This is a genomic window from Pseudomonas moraviensis (assembly GCF_900105805.1).
In the GTDB taxonomy this organism is placed as follows: domain Bacteria; phylum Pseudomonadota; class Gammaproteobacteria; order Pseudomonadales; family Pseudomonadaceae; genus Aquipseudomonas; species Aquipseudomonas moraviensis_A.
In genome coordinates this window covers 2,078,601-2,097,851 of the sequence record NZ_LT629788.1, presented here as the reverse complement: position 1 = coordinate 2,097,851, position 19,251 = coordinate 2,078,601, and the positions used below count along the sequence as shown (strand labels likewise).

Sequence of the window (19,251 nt, the reverse complement as noted above, 5' to 3'; positions counted from 1 at the left end):
AATGGTCACCTTGACCTTTGCAATATTCACTGCTCAAGCTCCCACCGATCCCGAAACTGCTCCAGCGCTTCGGGATTGGCCAGCGCATCGGTATTTTTTACCGGTCGCCCATGCACCATCTCGCGCACAGCCAGTTCCACGACCTTGCCGCTGATGGTGCGTGGAATGTCTGTCACCGCCACAATTTTCGCCGGTACATGCCTTGGGGAGGTGTTGGCGCGGATCACCTGACGGATGCGCTGCTCCAGTGCTTCATCCAGTTCCAGCCCTTCGCGCAACCTGACAAACAGCACAACCCGCACATCATCCTGCCACTGCTGACCGATGGCGACGCTGTCCTGTACTTCGGTGATCTTCTCGACCTGACGATAGATTTCCGCTGTACCGATGCGCACGCCACCCGGATTCAGCACCGCGTCCGAGCGGCCATGGATCATCATTGCGCCATGGGGCAATTGTTCGGCGTAGTCACCCTGCGCCCAGAAGCCGGGAAAGAGACTGAAATAGGACTGGCGCAGTTTTGTGCCGTCAGGATCATTCCACAACCCGATCGGCATCGCCGGAAAATGCCGGGTGCAGACCAGTTCACCTTTTTCACCGATCACCGGCTGACCAGCGTCGTTCCACACCTCAACGGCCATGCCCAGGCTCTTGCCCATGATTTCTCCGCGGCGGACCGGTGACAGCGGATTGCCGTTGACGAAGCAGGAAACGATGTCCGTGCCACCGGACATCGACGCCAGGCATACGTCGGTTTTGAAGTCGCGATAAACGAAATCATAGCTTTGCGGCGACAGCGCCGAGCCCGTACACAGCAGTGTTTTCAAGCTGCTCAAGTCATGACTGTCACGGGGTCTGGCGCCGCCGCTTTCCAATGTGGCGAGGAACTTGGGACTGGTGCCAAACACGCTGATGCGCTCGTCGTCGATCAGGTCGAGCAGACGCTGAGGGTCCGGGTGGAACGGCGAGCCGTCGTAGAGCACCACGGCGCTGCCCACCGCGAGTGCCGAGACCAGCCAGTTCCACATCATCCAGCCGCAGGTCGTGTAGTAGAACAAGCGATCACCAGGACCGAGGTCGCAGTGCAAACCATGCTCCTTGACGAGTTGCAGCAGCACGCCGCCGGTGCTGTGGACGATGCATTTCGGCACGCCAGTGGTGCCGCTGGAGTACAGCACGTAGAGCGGATGGTTGAACGGCACCGGGGTGAAATCCGGCTCGCAACCCGGTTCGTAGAAATCTTGCCACAGAGTGACTTCGGCGTCGGTCTGGTAGTCGTCGATGCGGGCTTGCGGACGGGCGTACGGCACGATGATCAACTGCTGCAGCGACGGCAGTTGCGCCAGGATTTCGTTGAGCTTTGCGGTCTGATCGAGGGTTTTTCCGGCGTATTGATAGCCCGCGCAGGTGAGCAGCAGTTTCGGTTCGATCTGGCCAAAGCGATCGATCACGCCGTGGGTACCAAAGTCTGGTGACGAGCACGACCAGATCGCGCCAAGGCTGGTAGTGGCCAGCATCGCCACCAGTGTTTGCCAGGTGTTGGGCATGCACGCGGCGACGCGATCGCCGTATCCAATGCCCACCGCGCGCAGGCTGGCCTGGAAGCCTGCCACATGTTCGGCCAGTTCGGCCCAGGTCAGTTGCTCGCGCTGGCCATTTTCCGCAACGGCGACCACCGCCACGGCATCGTCGCGACGGCGCAGCAGGTGTTCGGCGAAGTTCAGCGTCGCGCCAGGAAACCACTCGGCGCTGGGCATCTGCGCACCTTCGTGGAAAACGGCGTCGGGTTGGGTATGGAAGCGGATGTCGAAGAAATCGACGATCGCCTGCCAGAAATCGCCGCGCTGCTCGATGCTCCATTGGTGCAGGGCAGGGTAGTCATCGAGCTGCAGCGAATGCCGCTGATTGATCTCGCGCCGAAACACGTCCATACGCGAACGGGCGATACGCTGCGGGTCGGGTTGCCAGAGGATGTCGGACATGGGTTGGCTCTTCTTATCTGATTCGTACAGGCCACGGAAATCATCTCCTGTGGGAGCGAGCCTGCTCGCGAAAGCGTTGTGTCAGAATCCCGAACTGTGTCTGATTTACCGCTATCGCGAGCAGGCTCACTCCTACAGGAGCGGGCAGGATTATTGCGCCAACCATCCGCCATCAATATTCCACGCCGCCCCGCGCACCTGGCTGCCAGCCTCGCTGCACAAAAACAGTACCAGCTCACCCAGATGCTCCGGCGTAACGAACTCCAGCGAAGGCTGTTTCTCGGCGAGCAGGTCATGCTGCGCCTGCTGCGGATCGACGCCCTTGGCCGCACGATCATCGATCTGCTTCTGCACCAGCGGCGTCAACACCCAGCCCGGACAGATCGCGTTGCAGGTGACATGGCTGGTCGCGGTTTCCAGCCCGACCACTTTGGTCAGGCCGATCACACCATGTTTGGCTGCGACATACGCGGCTTTGCCGGTGGAGCCGACCTGGCCATGCACCGACGCGATATTGATGATCCGTCCCCAGTTTTTCTCGCGCATGCCCGGCAAGCTCAAGCGAGTGCTGTGAAACACCGATGACAGGTTGATCGCGATGATCGAATCCCAGCGCTCGACTGGAAATTCTTCCACCGCCGCCACGTGTTGAATACCCGCGTTGTTGACCAGAATGTCGACGCCGCCAAACTCACGCTCGGCGTAAGCGATCATGTCGGCAATCTGCGCCGGGTCGCTGACATCGGCGGGATGATGGCCGACCTTGCCGCCGAACCGAGCGACCTCGGCAATCACCTTCGAGGCGTCGCCGAAACCATTGAGAATCAGGTTGGCGCCGGCCTGCGCCAGGCTCAGCGCGATGCCCAGGCCGATGCCGCTGGTGGAGCCGGTTACCAGCGCTGTCTTGCCGGAAAGAGTGGTCATGAATACCTCACACAATGCCAGTGGCGTAGAAAGTGCCGATCACCACGAAAACCGCCAGGGTCTTGATCAGCGTAATACAGAAAATGTCTTTGTAGGCTTCACGGTGGGTCAGCCCGGTCACCGCCAGCAGCGTGATCACCGCGCCGTTGTGCGGCAGGGTGTCCATGCCGCCACTGGCCATCGCGGCGACGCGGTGCAGCACTTCCAGCGGAATATTCGCCGCATGCGCCGCACTGATGAACTGCTCGGACATCGCCGCCAGCGCAATGCTCATGCCGCCCGAAGCCGAACCGGTGATGCCGGCGAGCAGCGTCACGGTGATGGCTTCGTTGACCAGTGGATTGGGGATTTGCTTGAGCCAGTCGGCCAACACCAGAAAGCCGGGCAGTGAGGCGATGACCGCACCAAAACCGTATTCGGACGCGGTGTTCATCGCCGCCAGCAACGCACCGCTGACTGCGCTTTTGCTGCCTTCGGCAAGCTTGCTGCGAATCGCCTGAAAGCCGAACGCCAACACCATGAGGATGCCGACCAGCAACGCCGCCTGCACCGCCCAGATCGCCGTGAGCTTGGCGATTTCGGTCGTGACTGGCGCGGCCATGCCCGGCAGGGCGAGGCTGTGGGTCTTGCCATACCACTGCGGAATCCACTGGGTGAACAGCAGGTTCATGATCCCGACCGCCAGCAATGGCGACAGCGCGATCCACGGGTTCGGCAGTTGGAGGTCTTCAGCGGTTTCCGGTTCGTTGCGCAGTTCGGTGCCATAGCCTTCACCGGCACGCTGCGCCTTGTTGCGCTGGCGCTGCAAAAACAGCATGCCGGCGCAGAACACGAATATCGTGCCGATCACGCCCAGCCACGGCGCCGCCCATGCGGTGGTATTGAAAAACGTGCTGGGGATGATGTTCTGGATCTGCGGCGTGCCGGGCAGGGCGTCCATGGTGAACGAGAACGCACCGAGCGCGATGGTCGCCGGGATCAAGCGCTTGGGAATATTGCTTTGGCGAAACATCTCGGCGGCGAACGGGTACACCGCAAACACCACGACAAATAACGACACGCCGCCGTAAGTCAGCAGGGCGCAAACCAGCACGATCACCAGCATCGCTTGCCGGGTGCCGAGCAAGCGAATCGCGGCGGCGACAATCGACCGCGAGAAGCCGGACAGTTCGATCAGCTTGCCAAACACTGCGCCGAGCAGGAAGACGGGAAAGTAGAGCTTGATGAAACCGACCATCTTGTCCATGAACACCCCGGTAAACGCGGGCGCGACGGCGGATGGATCGGTGAGCAGGACCGCGCCGAGGGCAGCGATCGGGGCGAAGAGGATAACGCTGTAGCCACGGTAGGCGGCGAGCATCAGCAGCGTCAGCGCTGCCAGGGCAATGATCACACTCATGGTGTGTCTCTCCAGGATTGTTGTTTTTATGGGGGGAACGGGTGGAGAGGCTGTAGCGATTACTGTGCCAAAACCCTAACCGATTGATATCTATGAATATTCTCTACGGTAAGGTCAGCATCTTGAGTGATTTGTCTCTATTTTGAGACGGCTAAAAGATCGCAGCCTTCGGCAGCTCCTACGTGGATTGTCGTATTTACCCTGTAGGAGCTGCCGAAGGCTGCGATCTTTTGATCTTGAAAAACCTATCTAAAAAAAGAGATTGCTGTCTCTTTAGCGAGACTCAAACGATTCCCAACGCCAGCATTTTCTTGTACAGCGTCGACCGCCCCAGCCCTAACCGCGCCGCAGCCTCCGGCACTTTCCCCGCGCATTGCGCCAGGGCCGACTCAATCAACTGCCGATCAAAACGCGCTCGCGCCTGGGCGAATGTCTCACCTACGGCGGCTTGTACGCCCGGATCGGCCGTGCGCTCAACCGGGGTGAACGACCCAATCGCCCCGCGAATATCCTGCTCGGTCAGCAGTAAGTCATCACTGAGCAGCGCCGCCCGTTCAAGCACATTGCGCAACTCGCGAATGTTGCCCGGCCACGCATGCTGGCCGAGCAGCGCCAGCGCATCGCGGTGCAATTCGTGCTGGCTGCGCAGTTCCTCCAGAATCGCCTCGCTCAGCGCGGGCAGGTCATCAAGCCGCTCACGCAGCGGCGGCACCTGGATTGGCAGGACGTTGAGGCGGTAGTACAAATCGGCGCGAAATTCGCCACGCTTGATCGCCGCCTGCAAATCTGTCGAAGTCGCGGCGATCACCCGCACATCGCTCTGAATCACTTCATTGGAGCCGACCGGTTCGAATTCCTTTTCCTGCAAAACCCGCAGCAGTTTGCTTTGCAGCGGCAGCGGCATATCGCCGATCTCGTCGAGAAACAGCGTGCCGCCCTGAGCGATCTGCAATTTGCCGGTACGGCCCTTGCGATCAGCACCGGTAAACGCGCCCGGTGCCGTGCCGAAGAACTCGGCTTCCAGCAAAGCCTCCGGAATGGCCGCGCTGTTGATGCTGACGAAGGCTTTGTGCGCCCGTGGCGAGGCGCTGTGAATGGCTTGCGCAAGCAATTCCTTGCCGGTGCCGGTTTCGCCGAGCAGCAACACCGGCGAATCAGCGCTGGCACTGCGCCGGGCGCGGCGTTTGACTTCGAGGCTGGCAGCGCTGGTGCCGATGAAATGGGCGAAGTTGTATTTGGTCTGCCGCGCGCGCAGCAGCGAGCGGGTCGAGGCCAGTTCTTCCTGCATGCTCAGGTAGCGCTTGAGCATCGGCGACAGCGTGCGCAATTCGTCGAACAGGGCAAAACCGATGGCGCCGATCACACTGCCGGCGTCGTCATGGATGGGCAGGCGCATCACCACCAGCGGTTCCTTCGGTGTGTCCTGCATGTCCAGCAGAATGGGGCGACCGGTGCGCACCACTTCGCGCAGCAGGCTGCCGGGGATCACGCTTTCGCAGGGTTTGCCGATGGCGCCTGCCGCAGATTCAAGACCAAAGCGCCGGGCGTAGCGCTCATTCATCCAGACGATGTTCGCATCGCGATCGACAATCACCGTGCCTTCACTGGACTGCTCGATGATCTCGAACAGCGAACGGATCGCCAGAGTGCGAACCCGTTGATAGTCCTTGAGGCTTTCGGTGGTGTTCATCTGCAAGGTCCTGAAAATATTTCGCCTGTTGAGGCTTCATCGCGAGCAGGCTCACTCCTACAGGGGGAACGCATTCCAATTGTAGGAGTGAGCCTGCTCGCGAATGCCGCGCCGCGGATTAACAGAAAAAACCTACCCCGGATGCGCCGCCGCCAACAGCTCTTTGGTGTACGGATGCTGCGGGTTATCGAACACGTTGTGACTGGCACCCCGCTCGACGACTTGGCCGTCCTTGATCACGATCATGTCATGGGCGAGGGCGCGCACCACCGCCAGATCGTGGCTGATGAACAGATAAGTCAAACCGTGTTTTTCCTGCAGGTCACGGAGCAGGGCGACCACTTGTTTCTGCACCGTGCGATCGAGTGCGGAGGTCGGTTCATCGAGCAGGATCAGCGCCGGTTTCAGCACCAGCGCCCGCGCGATGGCGATGCGCTGACGCTGGCCGCCGGAGAATTCATGCGGGTAGCGATGGCGGCTTTCCGGGTCGAGGCCGACTTCCCTGAGCACGCGAATCACTTGCTCGTCGCATTCGTTAGCCGTCGACTCACAATGCACTTCCAGACCTTCGCTGATGATCTGCGCCACCGACATGCGCGGGCTGAGGCTGCCAAACGGGTCCTGAAACACCACCTGCATTTGCCGCCGCCACGGTCGCAGTTGCTTTTGATTGAGGCCGTCGAGCGCTGCGCCCTGAAAGCGAATGCTGCCCTCGGAGTCGAGCAAACGCAGGATCGCCTGACCCAGCGTCGACTTGCCCGAACCAGATTCGCCAACGATGCCCAGGGTCTTACCGCGCTGAATATTCAAACTGATGCCGTCAACTGCGCGCAAATATTGCTTGCGCTGGAACAGTCCGCCAGCGACCTGAAAATCGACGCGCAGGTCTGCCACTTCCAGCACGTTTTCACGCTCGTCACGGGGCAGGGCTTCACCTTCGGGCTCCGCGTTCAACAGCACGCAGCTGTAAGGGTGTTTCGGCTCGGTGAACAGGGTTTCGCAGGGCGCCTGCTCGACAATCTCGCCGGCCTTCATCACACAGACGCGCTGAGCAATGCTGCGTACCAGATTGAGATCGTGGCTGATCAGCAGCAGCGACATGCCCAAGCGCTGTTGCAGGGATTTGAGCAGCAAGAGAATCTTGCGCTGCACGGTGACGTCCAGTGCCGTGGTCGGTTCGTCAGCAATCAACAACTCCGGTTCGCAGGCTAGCGCCATGGCGATCATCACCCTCTGCCGTTGCCCGCCAGAGAGTTGATGCGGATAGGCCTTCAGCCGTTCCCGGGGCTTCTGGATGCCGACCAGTCCGAGCAGTTCGAGAATGCGCTGCTGCGCTTGCTTGCCGCCCAGGCCACGGTGCAGCAGCAGGGTTTCGCCGATCTGCTTTTCGATGGTGTGCAAGGGATTGAGCGAGGTCATCGGCTCCTGAAAGATCATGGCGATGCGATTGCCGCGCAGTTCTCGCAAGACTTTCGGATCGGCGCCCAGCAGCTCCTGCCCTCGATAGCGGATGCTGCCACGGGATTGCGCCTCAGTGTCGGGCAGCAGTTGCAGGATCGAATGCGCCGTCACCGATTTCCCCGAACCCGATTCGCCGACGAGTGCCAGGCATTCACCGGGGCGGATATCCAGGCACAGGTCACGCACCACCGTCTGGCCATGGAAGGCGACATTGAGGTTGCGGATTTCAATCAGGTTGTCAGTCATGGTCACGCTTCAGGATCGAGGGTCAAAAGCGTCACGCAACGCTTCGCCGATGAATACCAGTAATGAAAGGATCAGCGCCAGGGTGAAGAACGCGGTCAAGCCAAGCCATGGCGCTTGCAGGTTCTGCTTGCCCTGACCGATCAGCTCGCCCAGCGAAGCACTGCCGGCCGGCATGCCGAAGCCGAGGAAATCCAGCGCGGTCAGCGTCGAGATGGCCCCGGTCAGAATGAACGGCAGGTAGCTCAGCGTGGCGTTCATCGCGTTGGGCAGGATGTGCCGGAAGATCACCTTGCGGTCAGTCAGACCCAGGGCGCGCGCGGCTTTGACGTATTCCAGATTGCGCCCGCGCAGGAACTCGGCGCGCACCACGTCCACCAGGGCCAGCCAGGAAAACAGCGCCATGATCCCCAGCAGCCACCAGAAATTCGGCTCGACGAAACCGGAAAGAATGATCAGCAGATACAGCACCGGCAGTCCCGACCAGACTTCCAGTACGCGCTGCCCGAGCAGATCGACCCAGCCACCGTAATAGCCCTGCAACGCGCCGGCAGCGATGCCGATCAGCGCACTGACGAAGGTCAGCATCAACGCAAACAGGATCGACACCCGAGCGCCAAAAATGACCCGCGCCAGCACATCGCGGGCCTGATCATCGGTGCCCAGCCAGTTGACCGACGTTGGTGGGCTCGGCGCCGGTTTGTTCAAGTCGTAGTTGGGCGTGTCGTCGCTGAACGGAATCGGCGGGAACAATAACCAGCCGCCCTCCTTGCGGATCAGGTTCTGCACGTACTCGCTGCGATAATCAGCCTGGAAGGGCAGTTGCCCGCCGAATTCCTGCTCGGTGTGGCGCTTGAGCACCGGGAAGTACCACTGTCCCTGATAACTGACCATCAGCGGCTTGTCGTTGGCGATCAATTCGCCGCCCAGCGTCAGCATGAACAGGCCGATGAACAACCACAGCGACCACCAGCCGCGACGGTTTTTCTTGAAACGTTCGAAACGGCGGCGCCCCAAAGGCGAGAGCGTGAGCATCAGGCGTTCCTCGCGGCGAAGTCGATACGCGGGTCGACCAGGGTGTAGCACAGGTCGCCGAGCAGTTTTATCAGCAGACCGAACAGGGTGAAGATGAATAGCGAGCCGAACACCACCGGATAGTCCCGTGAAACCGCCGCTTCGTAGCTCATGCGCCCAAGGCCGTCGAGGGAGAAGATCACTTCGATCAGCAGGGAGCCGGCGAAGAATACGCTGATGAACGCCTGAGGAATCCCGGACACCACCAGCAGCATGGCGTTGCGGAACACATGTCCGTACAGCACACGGCGTTCGCTCAAGCCCTTGGCCCGGGCGGTGACCACGTACTGCCGGGTGATCTCATTGAGGAACGAGTTTTTCGTCAGGATGGTCAGGGTGGCGAACCCGCCGATCACCAGCGCGGTGACCGGCAACACCAGATGCCAGAAGTAATCGGCGATCTTGCCCAGCGTCGACAGCGATTCGAAGTTGTCCGAAACCAGTCCGCGCACCGGAAACCAGTTCAGCGAAGTGCCGCCGGCAAATACCACGATCAGGAACATCGCGAACAGAAACGCCGGCATCGCATAGCCAATGATGATCGCTGTGCTGCTCCAGATATCGAAATGGCTGCCGTGGTGCACGGCCTTGCGGATGCCCAGCGGGATCGACACGAGATAGGTGATCAGGGTCGCCCACAGCCCGAGCGAAATGGTCACCGGCATCTTTTCCAGAATCAGGTCGGTGACTGTTGCGCCGCGAAAGAAGCTCTTGCCGAAATCGAGCTGCGCATAGTTTTTCAGCATCAGCCACAGGCGTTCGTGGGCAGGCTTGTCGAAGCCGTACTGTTTTTCGATGTCCTTGATCAGTTGCGGATCCAGGCCACGGCTGGCGCGCGAAGCGTTGCTCGATGTCTCGCTGGCTCCGCCGCCGGCACTGGCACCGCCGATGCCTTGCAGATGGGCGATGGCTTGTTCCACCGGTCCGCCGGGCGCGGCCTGAATGATCACGAAATTGACCAGCAGGATGATCACCAGCGTCGGAATGATCAGCAGCAGGCGCCGCAGTATGTAACCCCACATCAGTGCGGCCCTCCGGGTCTGCTGCGACTGATTTTCTCAGCGGTCATTTGTTGATTGGTCAGCGGTGTCCGACTGATTTCCCACCAGCTCTCGATGGCTTCGTCATTGCTGGCCTGCACTGTCGGAATGCCGAAGCGGTTCCACCAGACGGTCGAGGTGCCTGGCGGGTAATAGTTGGGAATCCAGTAGTAATTCCATTGCAGCACCCGGTCCAAAGCATGGGCGTAATGCAGCATGTCCGATTGGGTCGAGGCGCGGATCAGGCCGTTGATCAAGGTGTCAACCGCCGGGTTTTTCAGCACCATGTAATTGTTCGCGCCCGGATCGTTGGCTGCCGCCGAACCGAAATAGTTGAGCAGCTCGCCGCCGGGGGAGGTGGTGACGGGATAGCCGGTAACGATCATGTCGTAGTCGCGGCTCATCAGGCGGTTGACGTACTGCGAGGCATCGATGCGGCGGATATTGAGTTCGATGCCGATCTGTTTCAGGGTGCGCTTGTAGGGCAGCAGCAGGCGATCCATTCCGTTCTGGCTGACCAGAAAGGTGAAACTCAACGGCTCGCCGGCGCTGTTCACCAGTTGGTCGCCGTCCGGTTTCCAGCCGGCCTGTTCGAGCAGATCGAGCGCTTGCAGTTGCTTGTCGCGGATGATGCCGCTGCCATCGGTCTTCGGTGCTTCGAAGACTTTGCTGAAAACTTCCTCAGGTACCTGGCCGCGCAGCGGTTCAAGGATTTTCAATTCCTGCGCATCGGGCAACTGCCGGGCGGCGAGATCGGTATTGGAAAAGTAGCTCTGCTGGCGGATATAGACGTTGCGCATCATCTGCCGGTTGCTCCATTCGAAATCCCAGAGCATCGCCAGTGCCTGGCGCACACGACGGTCCTGGAACATCGGTTTTTGCAGATTGAACACGAAGCCCTGAGCCGACTGCGGCGCTTCGGTGGCGAGGTGGGCTTTCTGCAAACGGCCATCGCTAAGAGCTGGGCTGTCGTAGCCGATCGAGTAGCCGGTCGCGGAAAATTCGCGGTTGTAGTCATAGGCGCCGCCACGCAACACCTGGCGGGCGACGTCGGTATCGCCGAAGTACTCGATGCTGAAATGGTCGAAGTTGTACAGGCCGCGACTCACCGGCAGGTCCTTGCCCCACCAGTCGCCATTGCGTTCGAAGGTAATGCTGCGCCCGGAATCGACTTTGCCGACCCGGTACGGCCCGCTGCCCAGTGGCGGTTCATAGCCACCGCCGCCAGCGAAATCGCGACTCTTCCACCAATGTTCGGGGAACACCGGCAGGGTCGCGATATCCAGCGGCAGGGTGCGGTTTTCGTTGCTTTTGAAGTCGAAGCGCACGGTCAGCGGCGCTTCGATTTCGACGTCCTTGACGTCGGCGAACTGGGTGCGATAACGCAGGCTGCCCTGGGTCATCAGCAGGTTGTAGGTATAGCGAACGTCTTCGGCGGTGATCTGTTTGCCATCGGCAAAGCGCGCCTTGGGATTGATGAAGAAACGCAGCGACAGCCCGTCGTCCGAACGCTCCATTTTCTCCGCGACCAGACCATAGACGGTGTAAGGCTCATCGAGCGAGCGTTGCGCCAATGGAGAATAAAGGAGCCCGTCGATCTGTGTGACACCGATGCCTTTGTCTATATAAGGCAGCAAATGGTCGAAGTGACCGATTTCGATCGCCGAGCGACGCATCGTCCCGCCCTTCGGCGCTTGCGGATTGGTGTAGTCGAAATGGCTGAAGCCGTCGGGGTATTTGGCCGGTTCACCGTAAACGGTCAACGCGTGTTGCGGCGCAGCGTTGACACCGGCGGCACCCGTGAGCAGGGCGAGGGCGGTGAACAGCAGTGTGGGAAAAACCAGTCGCATCGTCAGCCTTGGAACGGAAAATCGATAAGCGCAAGTTGTACGCGAGCCGCGCGTCACTCGCCAGCCGTATATGTAACTGAAACACAACGGCCCACCAGAAGGCGGGCCGTTATCGCAATCGGACGACGAATCAGTCCTGACGGCTGGTGACTTCCAGCAGGTGGTAACCGAACTGGGTCTTCACCGGGCCTTGCACGACATTGATTGGCGCGCTGAACACCACGGTGTCGAATTCCTTGACCATCTGGCCAGGACCGAAAGAACCCAGATCACCGCCCTGGCGGCTGGACGGGCAGGTGGAGTTGGTCTTGGCGACTTCGGCGAAATCAGCGCCGGCTTCGATCTGAGCCTTGAGTTCGTTGCACTTGTCTTCGCTGGAAACCAGGATGTGGCGGGCAGTGGCTTTAGCCATGGGGAATTCTCCGAACTGTTTCAATAAAAGGTGGAGCCTACCGGAATCAGTGGGCGAATTCTCGGCAAAGTTCCATTCTCGATGGCAGAACCGATTCAGAGATCCGCCGCTCGCAGGCGCCGTGCATGTTCGACATACAGGTCAATCGGATCGGGTGATGGCCCGTTTACGCCAGTGGTACGCCGCAGGCTGGCCAGATGATCCATTGGATAATCAGAGCGGATCACTTGCCCCAGATGGGTACTGAAGCGTCCGACGAAACCGTCGTTCTGCTGGGGTTCGGTGGTGAAGTATTGCGACAGCCGCCGGCATATGTCCTGAACCGGATCCAGCGCTGGCAGCGTCGATTGGGGGACAACCCCGCTCCACGAGTAATAGCGCACCCCATTGACCTGCCCGGGGCCGTGGCCACCCCAGGTTTGCGGCAGTCCCTGCGGAAACCTGTCATTGAATTGACCGACGCCGACCGTGGTCAGTGCGTTGAGCGCGGCCAATGCATTCTGCGGCAGTGCCACATTACCGCTGAGTAGCGACAATAAATCAGCAAACTGCGTCGCCACGTTTTGTGCGACGGCCTCCGGCAGCTTGCCCGGGATCAGCGCATTGCGCAGGAAGTCGGCGAGCTCCGAGCCATGGTTCGGACCACTGACGGAGGTGACTGAAGCGACGACGTTTGGTGCAAGCGCCGCCGCGTAGCGTGCAGCGAGTGCGCCTTGGCTGTGTCCGATCAGGTTGACTTTCTTCGCGCCTGTGCCTCGCAGCACACAGGCAATCTGTGACAGCAATTGCTCACCCCTCATTTCGTTGTTGTGAGTCGCCGAAAGGTGTGGAACAAACAATCGGCAGCCGGCCGATTTCAGCGCGGACTTGACGTCATGGAACAGCTCGAAATGACCGATACGCTCGAACCCGAACAGACCGTGGACCAACAGGATGGGATAACGAGTTGTAGCATTCCGTTGCATGTTCTTACCTTTTTCGTAGAAGTTCATCGGGAAATCACCGGGCCACTCTAAAACACTCATCTCGTTGAAGAAGTACGAAGAGGCTTCACGTTGCGTTTGAAAATGGAATAGGGGGCGTACGAAATTTCGGATACCTGTGAAATCCGAATCGGAAGTTCATTGGGTCGTTTGTCGGCATAAGAGCCCCAAGCCCCCACTTGCCTACTTTGCGAGTAGCGATTACGCCGGCTTCGCGACGTATGCGGCTGACAGCCAGGACAGTCAAAGAAGTCCTCAATGTAGGTGTCGGTGTCGTCATCCAGGGCGGCACGTTATCCATGGAGTGGAGACGAAATGAATCACCATGAAATCGAGTTTTGCTGGCGCATGCATCAGCCGGTCGCGGCTCAAGTGTCAGCCGAACCGCTGTTCGCGCCGACGATCGACGGTCTGGAGGGCAGCGTCCTCGACCCTTCGCTAACCAGGGTCGTCGTACGGATCGCGCCCTACGCCAACATGACCTGTGGCGATCAGTTGGTGCTGTACTGGGAGGGGCTGGATATCGAAGGTTTTGCCTATCAATACGAGAGGATCCGGTTTATCAGCCAAGCCCAGGTGGGCAAAGACGTCATCTTCGTCATCAAGGGCATGCATGTGGCCGCGCTGGACGGAGGTTCGCTGCAGGTCTACTGGGCACTGCAAAGTCCGCGCGTCCCCGGCCCCGTGGAGTCTGCTCGCTTGCAATTGTCTGTGGGGGATGTCCGTCCGCAGCTGTTGGCGCCGCAGATAGAGGGCTCGGTCAACGGGGCGCTGGAGCCGTTGCGCGTTGCCGAAGGCACGCTGGTGACGCTGCAACCTTACGCGCGAATGTCCGTGGGCGACCGGGTGATGTTGTCTTGGCACGGAGATACCTCGCCCGAGATTTTCACCGATGCATTGAAGGTGGAGGCCTATGCGGTTGGGCAAAGCCTTTCATTCTGGGTGCCGGGCAGCTGCATCGAAGCCCATCGCGGTGGCGAGGTGGTTGTCGGTTACCGTGTCGAACAACCCTGCGCAACCATTCGAACGTCAGAGCCCGCCACGGTTTTCATCGGGCCTGCGGCGCGTGCGCAACTGGTTGCGCCGGATGTTGTCGGCGCGATTGAAGACGTGTTGTCAGTGAAGGATTCGGTAGACGGGGTTGCCATTCTCATTGAGGACGCGCAAGTGCAGGAGGATGAGTTGGTCTATCTCAAGCTTGACGGCGAATTTTTCAGCCACCGGGATGACCTTGAAATCACTCCGGAGATGGCCGGGCAACCGCTGAGTTTCACCGTCCCTCACCGCTTCTGGCGCGAACATCACGGCACTACAGTCGAAATTGGCTACACGGTTGAACGCCTGGATGACGTCAGTCAGCAATCCGCGGTGAGACGGATCAACGTAGTGGCATAGCCTGCGAACTGCAGCCCTCCACGCTCTGCGTAAGCGGGAGGGCGCTTGCGATCAACGTTGGGTTTGCGCGAAGCGTCGCGCCGCGTCAGTCAACAATTGTTCCGTTGCGTCGAAGCCGAGGCAGCCATCGGTGATCGACACGCCGTAGCGCAGGGAATTGCTCAGCGGCTGGCAGCCTTCGAAGAGGTGCGATTCCAGCATCATGCCGATCAGCGAGCGGTCGCCACGCAGTCGCTGCTCAAGAACGTCGTTGAAGACTGCTGGCTGACGCAGTGGATCCTTGCCGCTGTTGGCATGGCTGCAATCGACCATGATGCGGCTCGGGATTTTCAGTCGGCTGAGCTCGGCGCTGATCTTGGCCACGCTGGTCGCGTCGTAGTTTGGCCCTTGATGGCCGCCGCGCAGCACCATGTGGGTGTCAGCGTTGCCAGCGGTCTGCACGATCGCTGGATGCCCTTGGCTATCCACGCCGAAGTGCCGATGCGGATGGGCTGCCGAACGCATGGCGTCGACAGCAACGGCGGCGCCACCGTCGGTGCCGTTCTTGAAACCCACCGGCATGTTCAGGCCGCTGGCCATTTCCCGGTGAATCTGCGATTCGGTGGTGCGGGCACCAATGGCCACCCAGCTGAGCAGGTCATCGAAGTAGTTAGCGGCCATGGGTTGTAGCAGCTCGGTGGCCACCGGCAGACCGAGACGGATCATTTCCAGCATGAGTTCGCGGGACAGCGTCAGGCCCGTAGCCATGTCGTCAGTGCCGTCCAGATGCGGATCGTAGGCCAGGCCTTTCCAGCCGACCGTCGTACGCGGCTTTTCAACGTAGGCGCGCATGACCAGCAGCATTTCCTCGCTCACATCCTGGGCCAGGCGAGCGAGTCTGGCAGCGTATTCGATTGCTGATTGCGGGTCATGGATAGAGCAGGGGCCAACGATCACCAGCAGGCGCGGGTCTTCGCCGTTGAGGATGGCGCGCACCGCCTGGCGGTGGGCATTGACCTGCTGATGCAGGGAATGGCTGAGCGGAAATTGCTGTTTGAGTTGCAACGAGCTGGGCAGACGCAGGGTCAGTGCTTCGTTGGCAGAATCGAGTGTTGACAGGGGCAGAGCGGAAACTGAAGAGTTCATGTTCGGTCTTCCTGGGCGGATGGCGGGTATTTCCCGCGCGCTCGGCCCTACTGGGGTGTTCGACAAATGGCCGTACTGGCTAGGGGTGTGTGTTTGCCACCTGTGGGTGACCGATCGGAGGCGGCAGGCTGTCCCGAGCGGAGGCTGGTAAATCGCCAGGCGCTAAAGCTGTCGTAACGGTAATAAGTGGCGTAGTTCATGATGTAATCCTCGAATTGTCTGGTGTGGTGCTGGAAAATATTGGGCCTGAAAAAACAAAACCCCCGATCGGGAAGCCGACCGGGGGTTGAGAAATCTCTGGTAGGCGACCCGTTTTTCATGGGCGCCGTTTGGGTATCAGGCGCGCCAGTGGCTAAACCAATACCCAAAATAAAAACTGGCAGGAGCGCACACGTCATTCACCCGGGCAGGCGCAATCGAGCGCGGGGCGCTGGCGATGCGTGACTGTGCGAGGGCGTTGAACATGGTTTTCTCCGTTGAGTGCGCCGAGCTTACTCGACGCTGGTGCGCATCAGCAATCAGAAAATGCTATTACCAGTTGAGCGAAAGCGCTATCGCTGGCAAATGATTCGGGTTGAGTAAATTTTTGTGATTATGGAGGGGGCTGAATGAGCTACCGAATTCGGCATGCCACCGATGATGACCTGGATTTCGCGCGGGGCCTGACCTGTCGCAACATGCTGCGCTATTACATTGACCACGATCTGTTGTGGCAGGACGAAGCGTTCGACGCAGGCTGGCACTATCGTGACAGCTGGTTGATTGTCCGGGACGAAACCCCAATCGGGTTTTTCAGTCTGAGCCAGGATGCGCGGGCGCTGTACGTCCGCGAATTGCAGATCGATCAGGCGTGGCAAGGGCAGGGCGCCGGTTCCTGGGCCATTGATCAGGTTATCGGCATGGCCCTTCAGGCAAGACGACCGGCGCTGCGGTTGACGGTGTTCGATAACAACCCGGCGCAAAAACTGTATGTGCGCAAAGGACTGCGCATCGTCGGCAGGGATGAGTATTTCCTGAGGATGCAGCTCGATTTAAGTACAGCTGTGCTCTGAAACCCACAGCCGGCAAGCCCTCAATGACGAATTGAAACTTTTTAAATGCGGCTTTCCGCTAGGTCTGTCAGGCACTTTTTGCTAAGGTGTCCGGCATCCCAATAAGACCATATCGCGAGGTGTCTGCTTGATTAGGGTGCTAGTGGTCGATGACCATGATCTCGTTCGTACAGGCATTACACGGATGCTGGCCGATATCGATGGCCTGCAGGTGGTGGGTCAGGCCGAATCAGGTGAAGAGTCCCTGATCAAGGCACGGGAGTTGAAGCCTGACGTCGTGCTAATGGACGTCAAGATGCCAGGCATCGGCGGCCTCGAAGCCACTCGAAAACTGCTGCGCAGCCACCCCGACATCAAGGTGGTTGCTGTCACCGTGTGCGAGGAAGACCCTTTCCCGACGCGTCTGCTGCAGGCTGGCGCCGCCGGTTACCTGACCAAAGGGGCAGGCTTGCCGGAAATGGTCCAGCCCATTCGCCTGGTGTTCGCCGGCCAGCGCTACATCAGTCCGCAGATCGCCCAGCAGTTGGCGATCAAGTCCTTCCAGCCAACCAATGACTCGCCATTCGATGCCCTGTCCGAGCGGGAAATCCAGATCGCATTGATGATTGTCGGTTGCCAGAAGGTGCAGATCATTTCCGACAAACTGTGCCTGTCGCCGAAAACCGTGAACACCTACCGCTACCGCATTTTCGAGAAACTTTCGATCAGCAGCGACGTTGAGTTGACGCTCCTCGCGGTACGACATGGCATGGTGGATGCCAGCGCCTGACCATGACCGAAATATTTGATTCCAGTGCGTTCCTGTCCACCGTCAGCGGTCGCCCCGGCGTCTATCGCATGTTCGACAGCGAGGCGCGTCTGCTCTATGTGGGTAAAGCGAAAAACCTGAAGAAACGCCTGGCGAGCTATTTTCGCAAGACCGGCCTGGCGCCAAAAACCGCCGCCCTGGTCGGGCGCATCGCTCAGGTCGAAACCACCATCACAGCCAACGAAACCGAAGCGCTGTTGCTGGAACAGACGCTGATCAAGGAGTGGCGCCCGCCCTACAACATCCTGCTGCGTGACGATAAGTCCTATCCCTATGTGTTTTTGTCGGATGGGCAGTTTCCGCGCCTGAGCATTCATCGCGGCGCCAAAAAAGCCAAGGGCAAGTATTTCGGCCCGTACCCGAGTGCCGGTGCCATCCGCGAGAGCCTGAGCATTCTGCAAAAAACCTTCTTTGTCCGTCAGTGCGAAGACAGCTATTACAAGAATCGCACCCGTCCATGCCTGCAATATCAGATCAAGCGCTGCAAGGCGCCTTGTGTGGGTCTGGTCGAGCCTGATGTCTACGCCGAAGACGTGCGCCACTCGGTGATGTTCCTTGAAGGCCGCAGCCACGCGTTGACCAATGAGCTGTCCACGGCGATGGAAGAAGCGGCGATCAATCTCGAATTCGAGCGTGCCGCCGAATTGCGCGACCAAATTGCTTTGCTGCGCCGCGTTCAGGATCAGCAAAGCATGGAGGGCGGCACCGGTGATATCGATGTCATCGCGGCCTTCGTCAACCCCGGTGGCGCCTGTGTCCACCTGATCAGCGTGCGCGGCGGGCGAGTGCTGGGCAGCAAGAATTTCTTCCCCCAGGTCGGCATCGAGGAAGAAGTTTCCGAAGTCATGGCGGCCTTTCTCGGCCAGTACTACATCAGTAGCCCCGAACGGGATCTGCCGAGCGAATTGATCGTCAACGTGGTTCACGAGGACTTCCCGGCCCTGATCGAAGGCATCCATACCTTGCGCGGCCGCGAATTGGCGATCAGCCACCGGGTGCGCGGTACGCGAGCGCGCTGGCAGCAACTGGCCGTGACCAACGCTGAGCAAGCGTTGGGCGCGCGGCTGGCCAATCGTCAGCACACGGCTGCGCGATTCGACGCGCTGGCCGAGGTGTTGAACCTCGACGAGCCGCCGCAACGCCTGGAATGCTATGACATCAGTCATTCCAGCGGCGAGGCGACGGTGGCCTCGTGCGTGGTCTTCGGGCCGGAAGGGGCAATCAAGTCGGATTACCGTCGCTACAACATCGAAGGCGTCACCGCCGGCGACGATTATGCGGCCATGCACCAGGCGCTGACCCGCCGCTTCAGCAAACTCAAGGACGGCGAGGGCAAGTTGCCGGACATCCTGCTGGTCGACGGTGGCAAGGGCCAGCTGTCGATGGCCCGTGATGTCCTCAACGAACTGGCCGTGCCCGACCTGATCCTTTTGGGCGTCGCCAAAGGTGCCACCCGCAAGGCCGGTTTCGAAACGTTGTATCTGAATGATGCAGCCCACGAGTTCACATTGCGCGGCGATTCGCCTGCCTTGCACCTGATCCAGCAGATCCGCGATGAGGCGCATCGCTTCGCGATTACGGGACACCGCGCCCGCCGCGGCAAGACGCGCCGCACCTCAACGCTGGAAGGCGTGGCAGGGGTAGGGCCGACCCGGCGCCGTGACCTGTTGAAACATTTTGGTGGATTGCAGGAGCTGTCTCGTGCAAGCATCGAAGAGATCGCCAAAGCCCCGGGGATCAGTAAAAAGCTCGCTGAGTCGATTTATGCGAACCTGCATAGTGAGTAGAATGCCCCTTCACCTCGTAGCCAGTT

16 protein-coding genes are annotated in these 19,251 nt (G+C 59.8%); 4 read left to right on the top strand and 12 right to left on the bottom strand.

Going from position 1 to position 19,251, the window contains the following annotated elements; genetic code table 11:
* Positions 1–26: 26 nt before the first annotated feature.
* From BLU71_RS09505 to BLU71_RS09460, 10 genes are all read right to left on the bottom strand, one after another.
* Positions 27–1,982: an acetoacetate--CoA ligase gene (locus BLU71_RS09505; protein WP_083352913.1), complete on the bottom strand. Its 1,956-nt coding sequence runs from the start codon at positions 1,980–1,982 to the stop codon at positions 27–29.
* A 150-nt stretch (positions 1,983–2,132) separates the two neighbouring features.
* Positions 2,133–2,906, bottom strand: coding sequence for a 3-hydroxybutyrate dehydrogenase (gene hbdH / locus BLU71_RS09500; RefSeq protein WP_064361762.1), 774 nt, complete (start codon positions 2,904–2,906; stop codon positions 2,133–2,135).
* Between the two features lie 7 nt (positions 2,907–2,913).
* Positions 2,914–4,305, bottom strand: a complete 1,392-nt coding sequence (locus tag BLU71_RS09495; protein ID WP_065617212.1) for a GntP family permease — start codon at positions 4,303–4,305, stop codon at positions 2,914–2,916.
* Between the two features lie 283 nt (positions 4,306–4,588).
* Positions 4,589–5,995 carry a sigma-54 interaction domain-containing protein gene (locus BLU71_RS09490; RefSeq protein ID WP_042610368.1) on the bottom strand — a complete coding sequence of 469 codons (1,407 nt, stop codon included), beginning with the start codon at positions 5,993–5,995 and terminating at the stop codon, positions 4,589–4,591.
* A 132-nt stretch (positions 5,996–6,127) separates the two neighbouring features.
* Positions 6,128–7,702, bottom strand: a complete 1,575-nt coding sequence (locus BLU71_RS09485) for an ABC transporter ATP-binding protein (protein WP_083352912.1) — start codon at positions 7,700–7,702, stop codon at positions 6,128–6,130.
* A gap of 9 nt (positions 7,703–7,711) precedes the next feature.
* Positions 7,712–8,734: an ABC transporter permease gene (locus BLU71_RS09480; protein ID WP_042610370.1), complete on the bottom strand. Its 1,023-nt coding sequence runs from the start codon at positions 8,732–8,734 to the stop codon at positions 7,712–7,714.
* Positions 8,734–9,795 carry a microcin C ABC transporter permease YejB gene (locus tag BLU71_RS09475; protein ID WP_083352911.1) on the bottom strand — a complete coding sequence of 354 codons (1,062 nt, stop codon included), beginning with the start codon at positions 9,793–9,795 and terminating at the stop codon, positions 8,734–8,736. Before BLU71_RS09475 ends, BLU71_RS09480 begins: the two co-directional genes overlap by 1 nt.
* The gene (locus BLU71_RS09470; RefSeq protein WP_083352910.1) at positions 9,795–11,663 is read right to left on the bottom strand and encodes an extracellular solute-binding protein; all 1,869 of its coding nucleotides are present in this window, start codon (positions 11,661–11,663) and stop codon (positions 9,795–9,797) included. Before BLU71_RS09470 ends, BLU71_RS09475 begins: the two co-directional genes overlap by 1 nt.
* 130 nt (positions 11,664–11,793) lie before the next feature.
* Positions 11,794–12,075 carry a peptidylprolyl isomerase gene (locus BLU71_RS09465; protein ID WP_042610373.1) on the bottom strand — a complete coding sequence of 94 codons (282 nt, stop codon included), beginning with the start codon at positions 12,073–12,075 and terminating at the stop codon, positions 11,794–11,796.
* Positions 12,076–12,170: 95 nt separating this feature from the next.
* Positions 12,171–13,040: an esterase/lipase family protein gene (locus tag BLU71_RS09460; protein WP_064362039.1), complete on the bottom strand. Its 870-nt coding sequence runs from the start codon at positions 13,038–13,040 to the stop codon at positions 12,171–12,173.
* A 333-nt stretch (positions 13,041–13,373) separates the two neighbouring features.
* Between BLU71_RS09460 and BLU71_RS09455 the strand changes: the two genes are divergently transcribed.
* Positions 13,374–14,453 (top strand): hypothetical protein, encoded by a 1,080-nt coding sequence (locus BLU71_RS09455; protein ID WP_083352909.1) that lies wholly within the window; start codon positions 13,374–13,376, stop codon positions 14,451–14,453.
* A gap of 51 nt (positions 14,454–14,504) precedes the next feature.
* On the opposite strand, the gene BLU71_RS09450 is transcribed toward BLU71_RS09455, so the two are convergent.
* Both BLU71_RS09450 and BLU71_RS27900 read right to left on the bottom strand, forming a co-directional pair.
* A complete protein-coding gene (locus BLU71_RS09450) occupies positions 14,505–15,578 on the bottom strand; it encodes a 3-deoxy-7-phosphoheptulonate synthase (protein ID WP_083352908.1) in 1,074 nt (357 codons plus the stop codon).
* Positions 15,579–15,914: 336 nt separating this feature from the next.
* Positions 15,915–16,043 (bottom strand): hypothetical protein, encoded by a 129-nt coding sequence (locus tag BLU71_RS27900; protein WP_265583234.1) that lies wholly within the window; start codon positions 16,041–16,043, stop codon positions 15,915–15,917.
* Between the two features lie 143 nt (positions 16,044–16,186).
* Between BLU71_RS27900 and BLU71_RS09445 the strand changes: the two genes are divergently transcribed.
* The 3 genes from BLU71_RS09445 (at position 16,187) to uvrC (ending at position 19,225) form a co-directional block, all read left to right on the top strand.
* Positions 16,187–16,630, top strand: a complete 444-nt coding sequence (locus tag BLU71_RS09445) for a GNAT family N-acetyltransferase (RefSeq protein ID WP_064361754.1) — start codon at positions 16,187–16,189, stop codon at positions 16,628–16,630.
* A gap of 127 nt (positions 16,631–16,757) precedes the next feature.
* Positions 16,758–17,399: a UvrY/SirA/GacA family response regulator transcription factor gene (gene uvrY, locus BLU71_RS09440; protein WP_083352907.1), complete on the top strand. Its 642-nt coding sequence runs from the start codon at positions 16,758–16,760 to the stop codon at positions 17,397–17,399.
* Positions 17,400–17,401: 2 nt separating this feature from the next.
* Positions 17,402–19,225 (top strand): excinuclease ABC subunit UvrC, encoded by a 1,824-nt coding sequence (gene uvrC, locus BLU71_RS09435; RefSeq protein WP_042610377.1) that lies wholly within the window; start codon positions 17,402–17,404, stop codon positions 19,223–19,225.
* Positions 19,226–19,251: the final 26 nt, after the last annotated feature.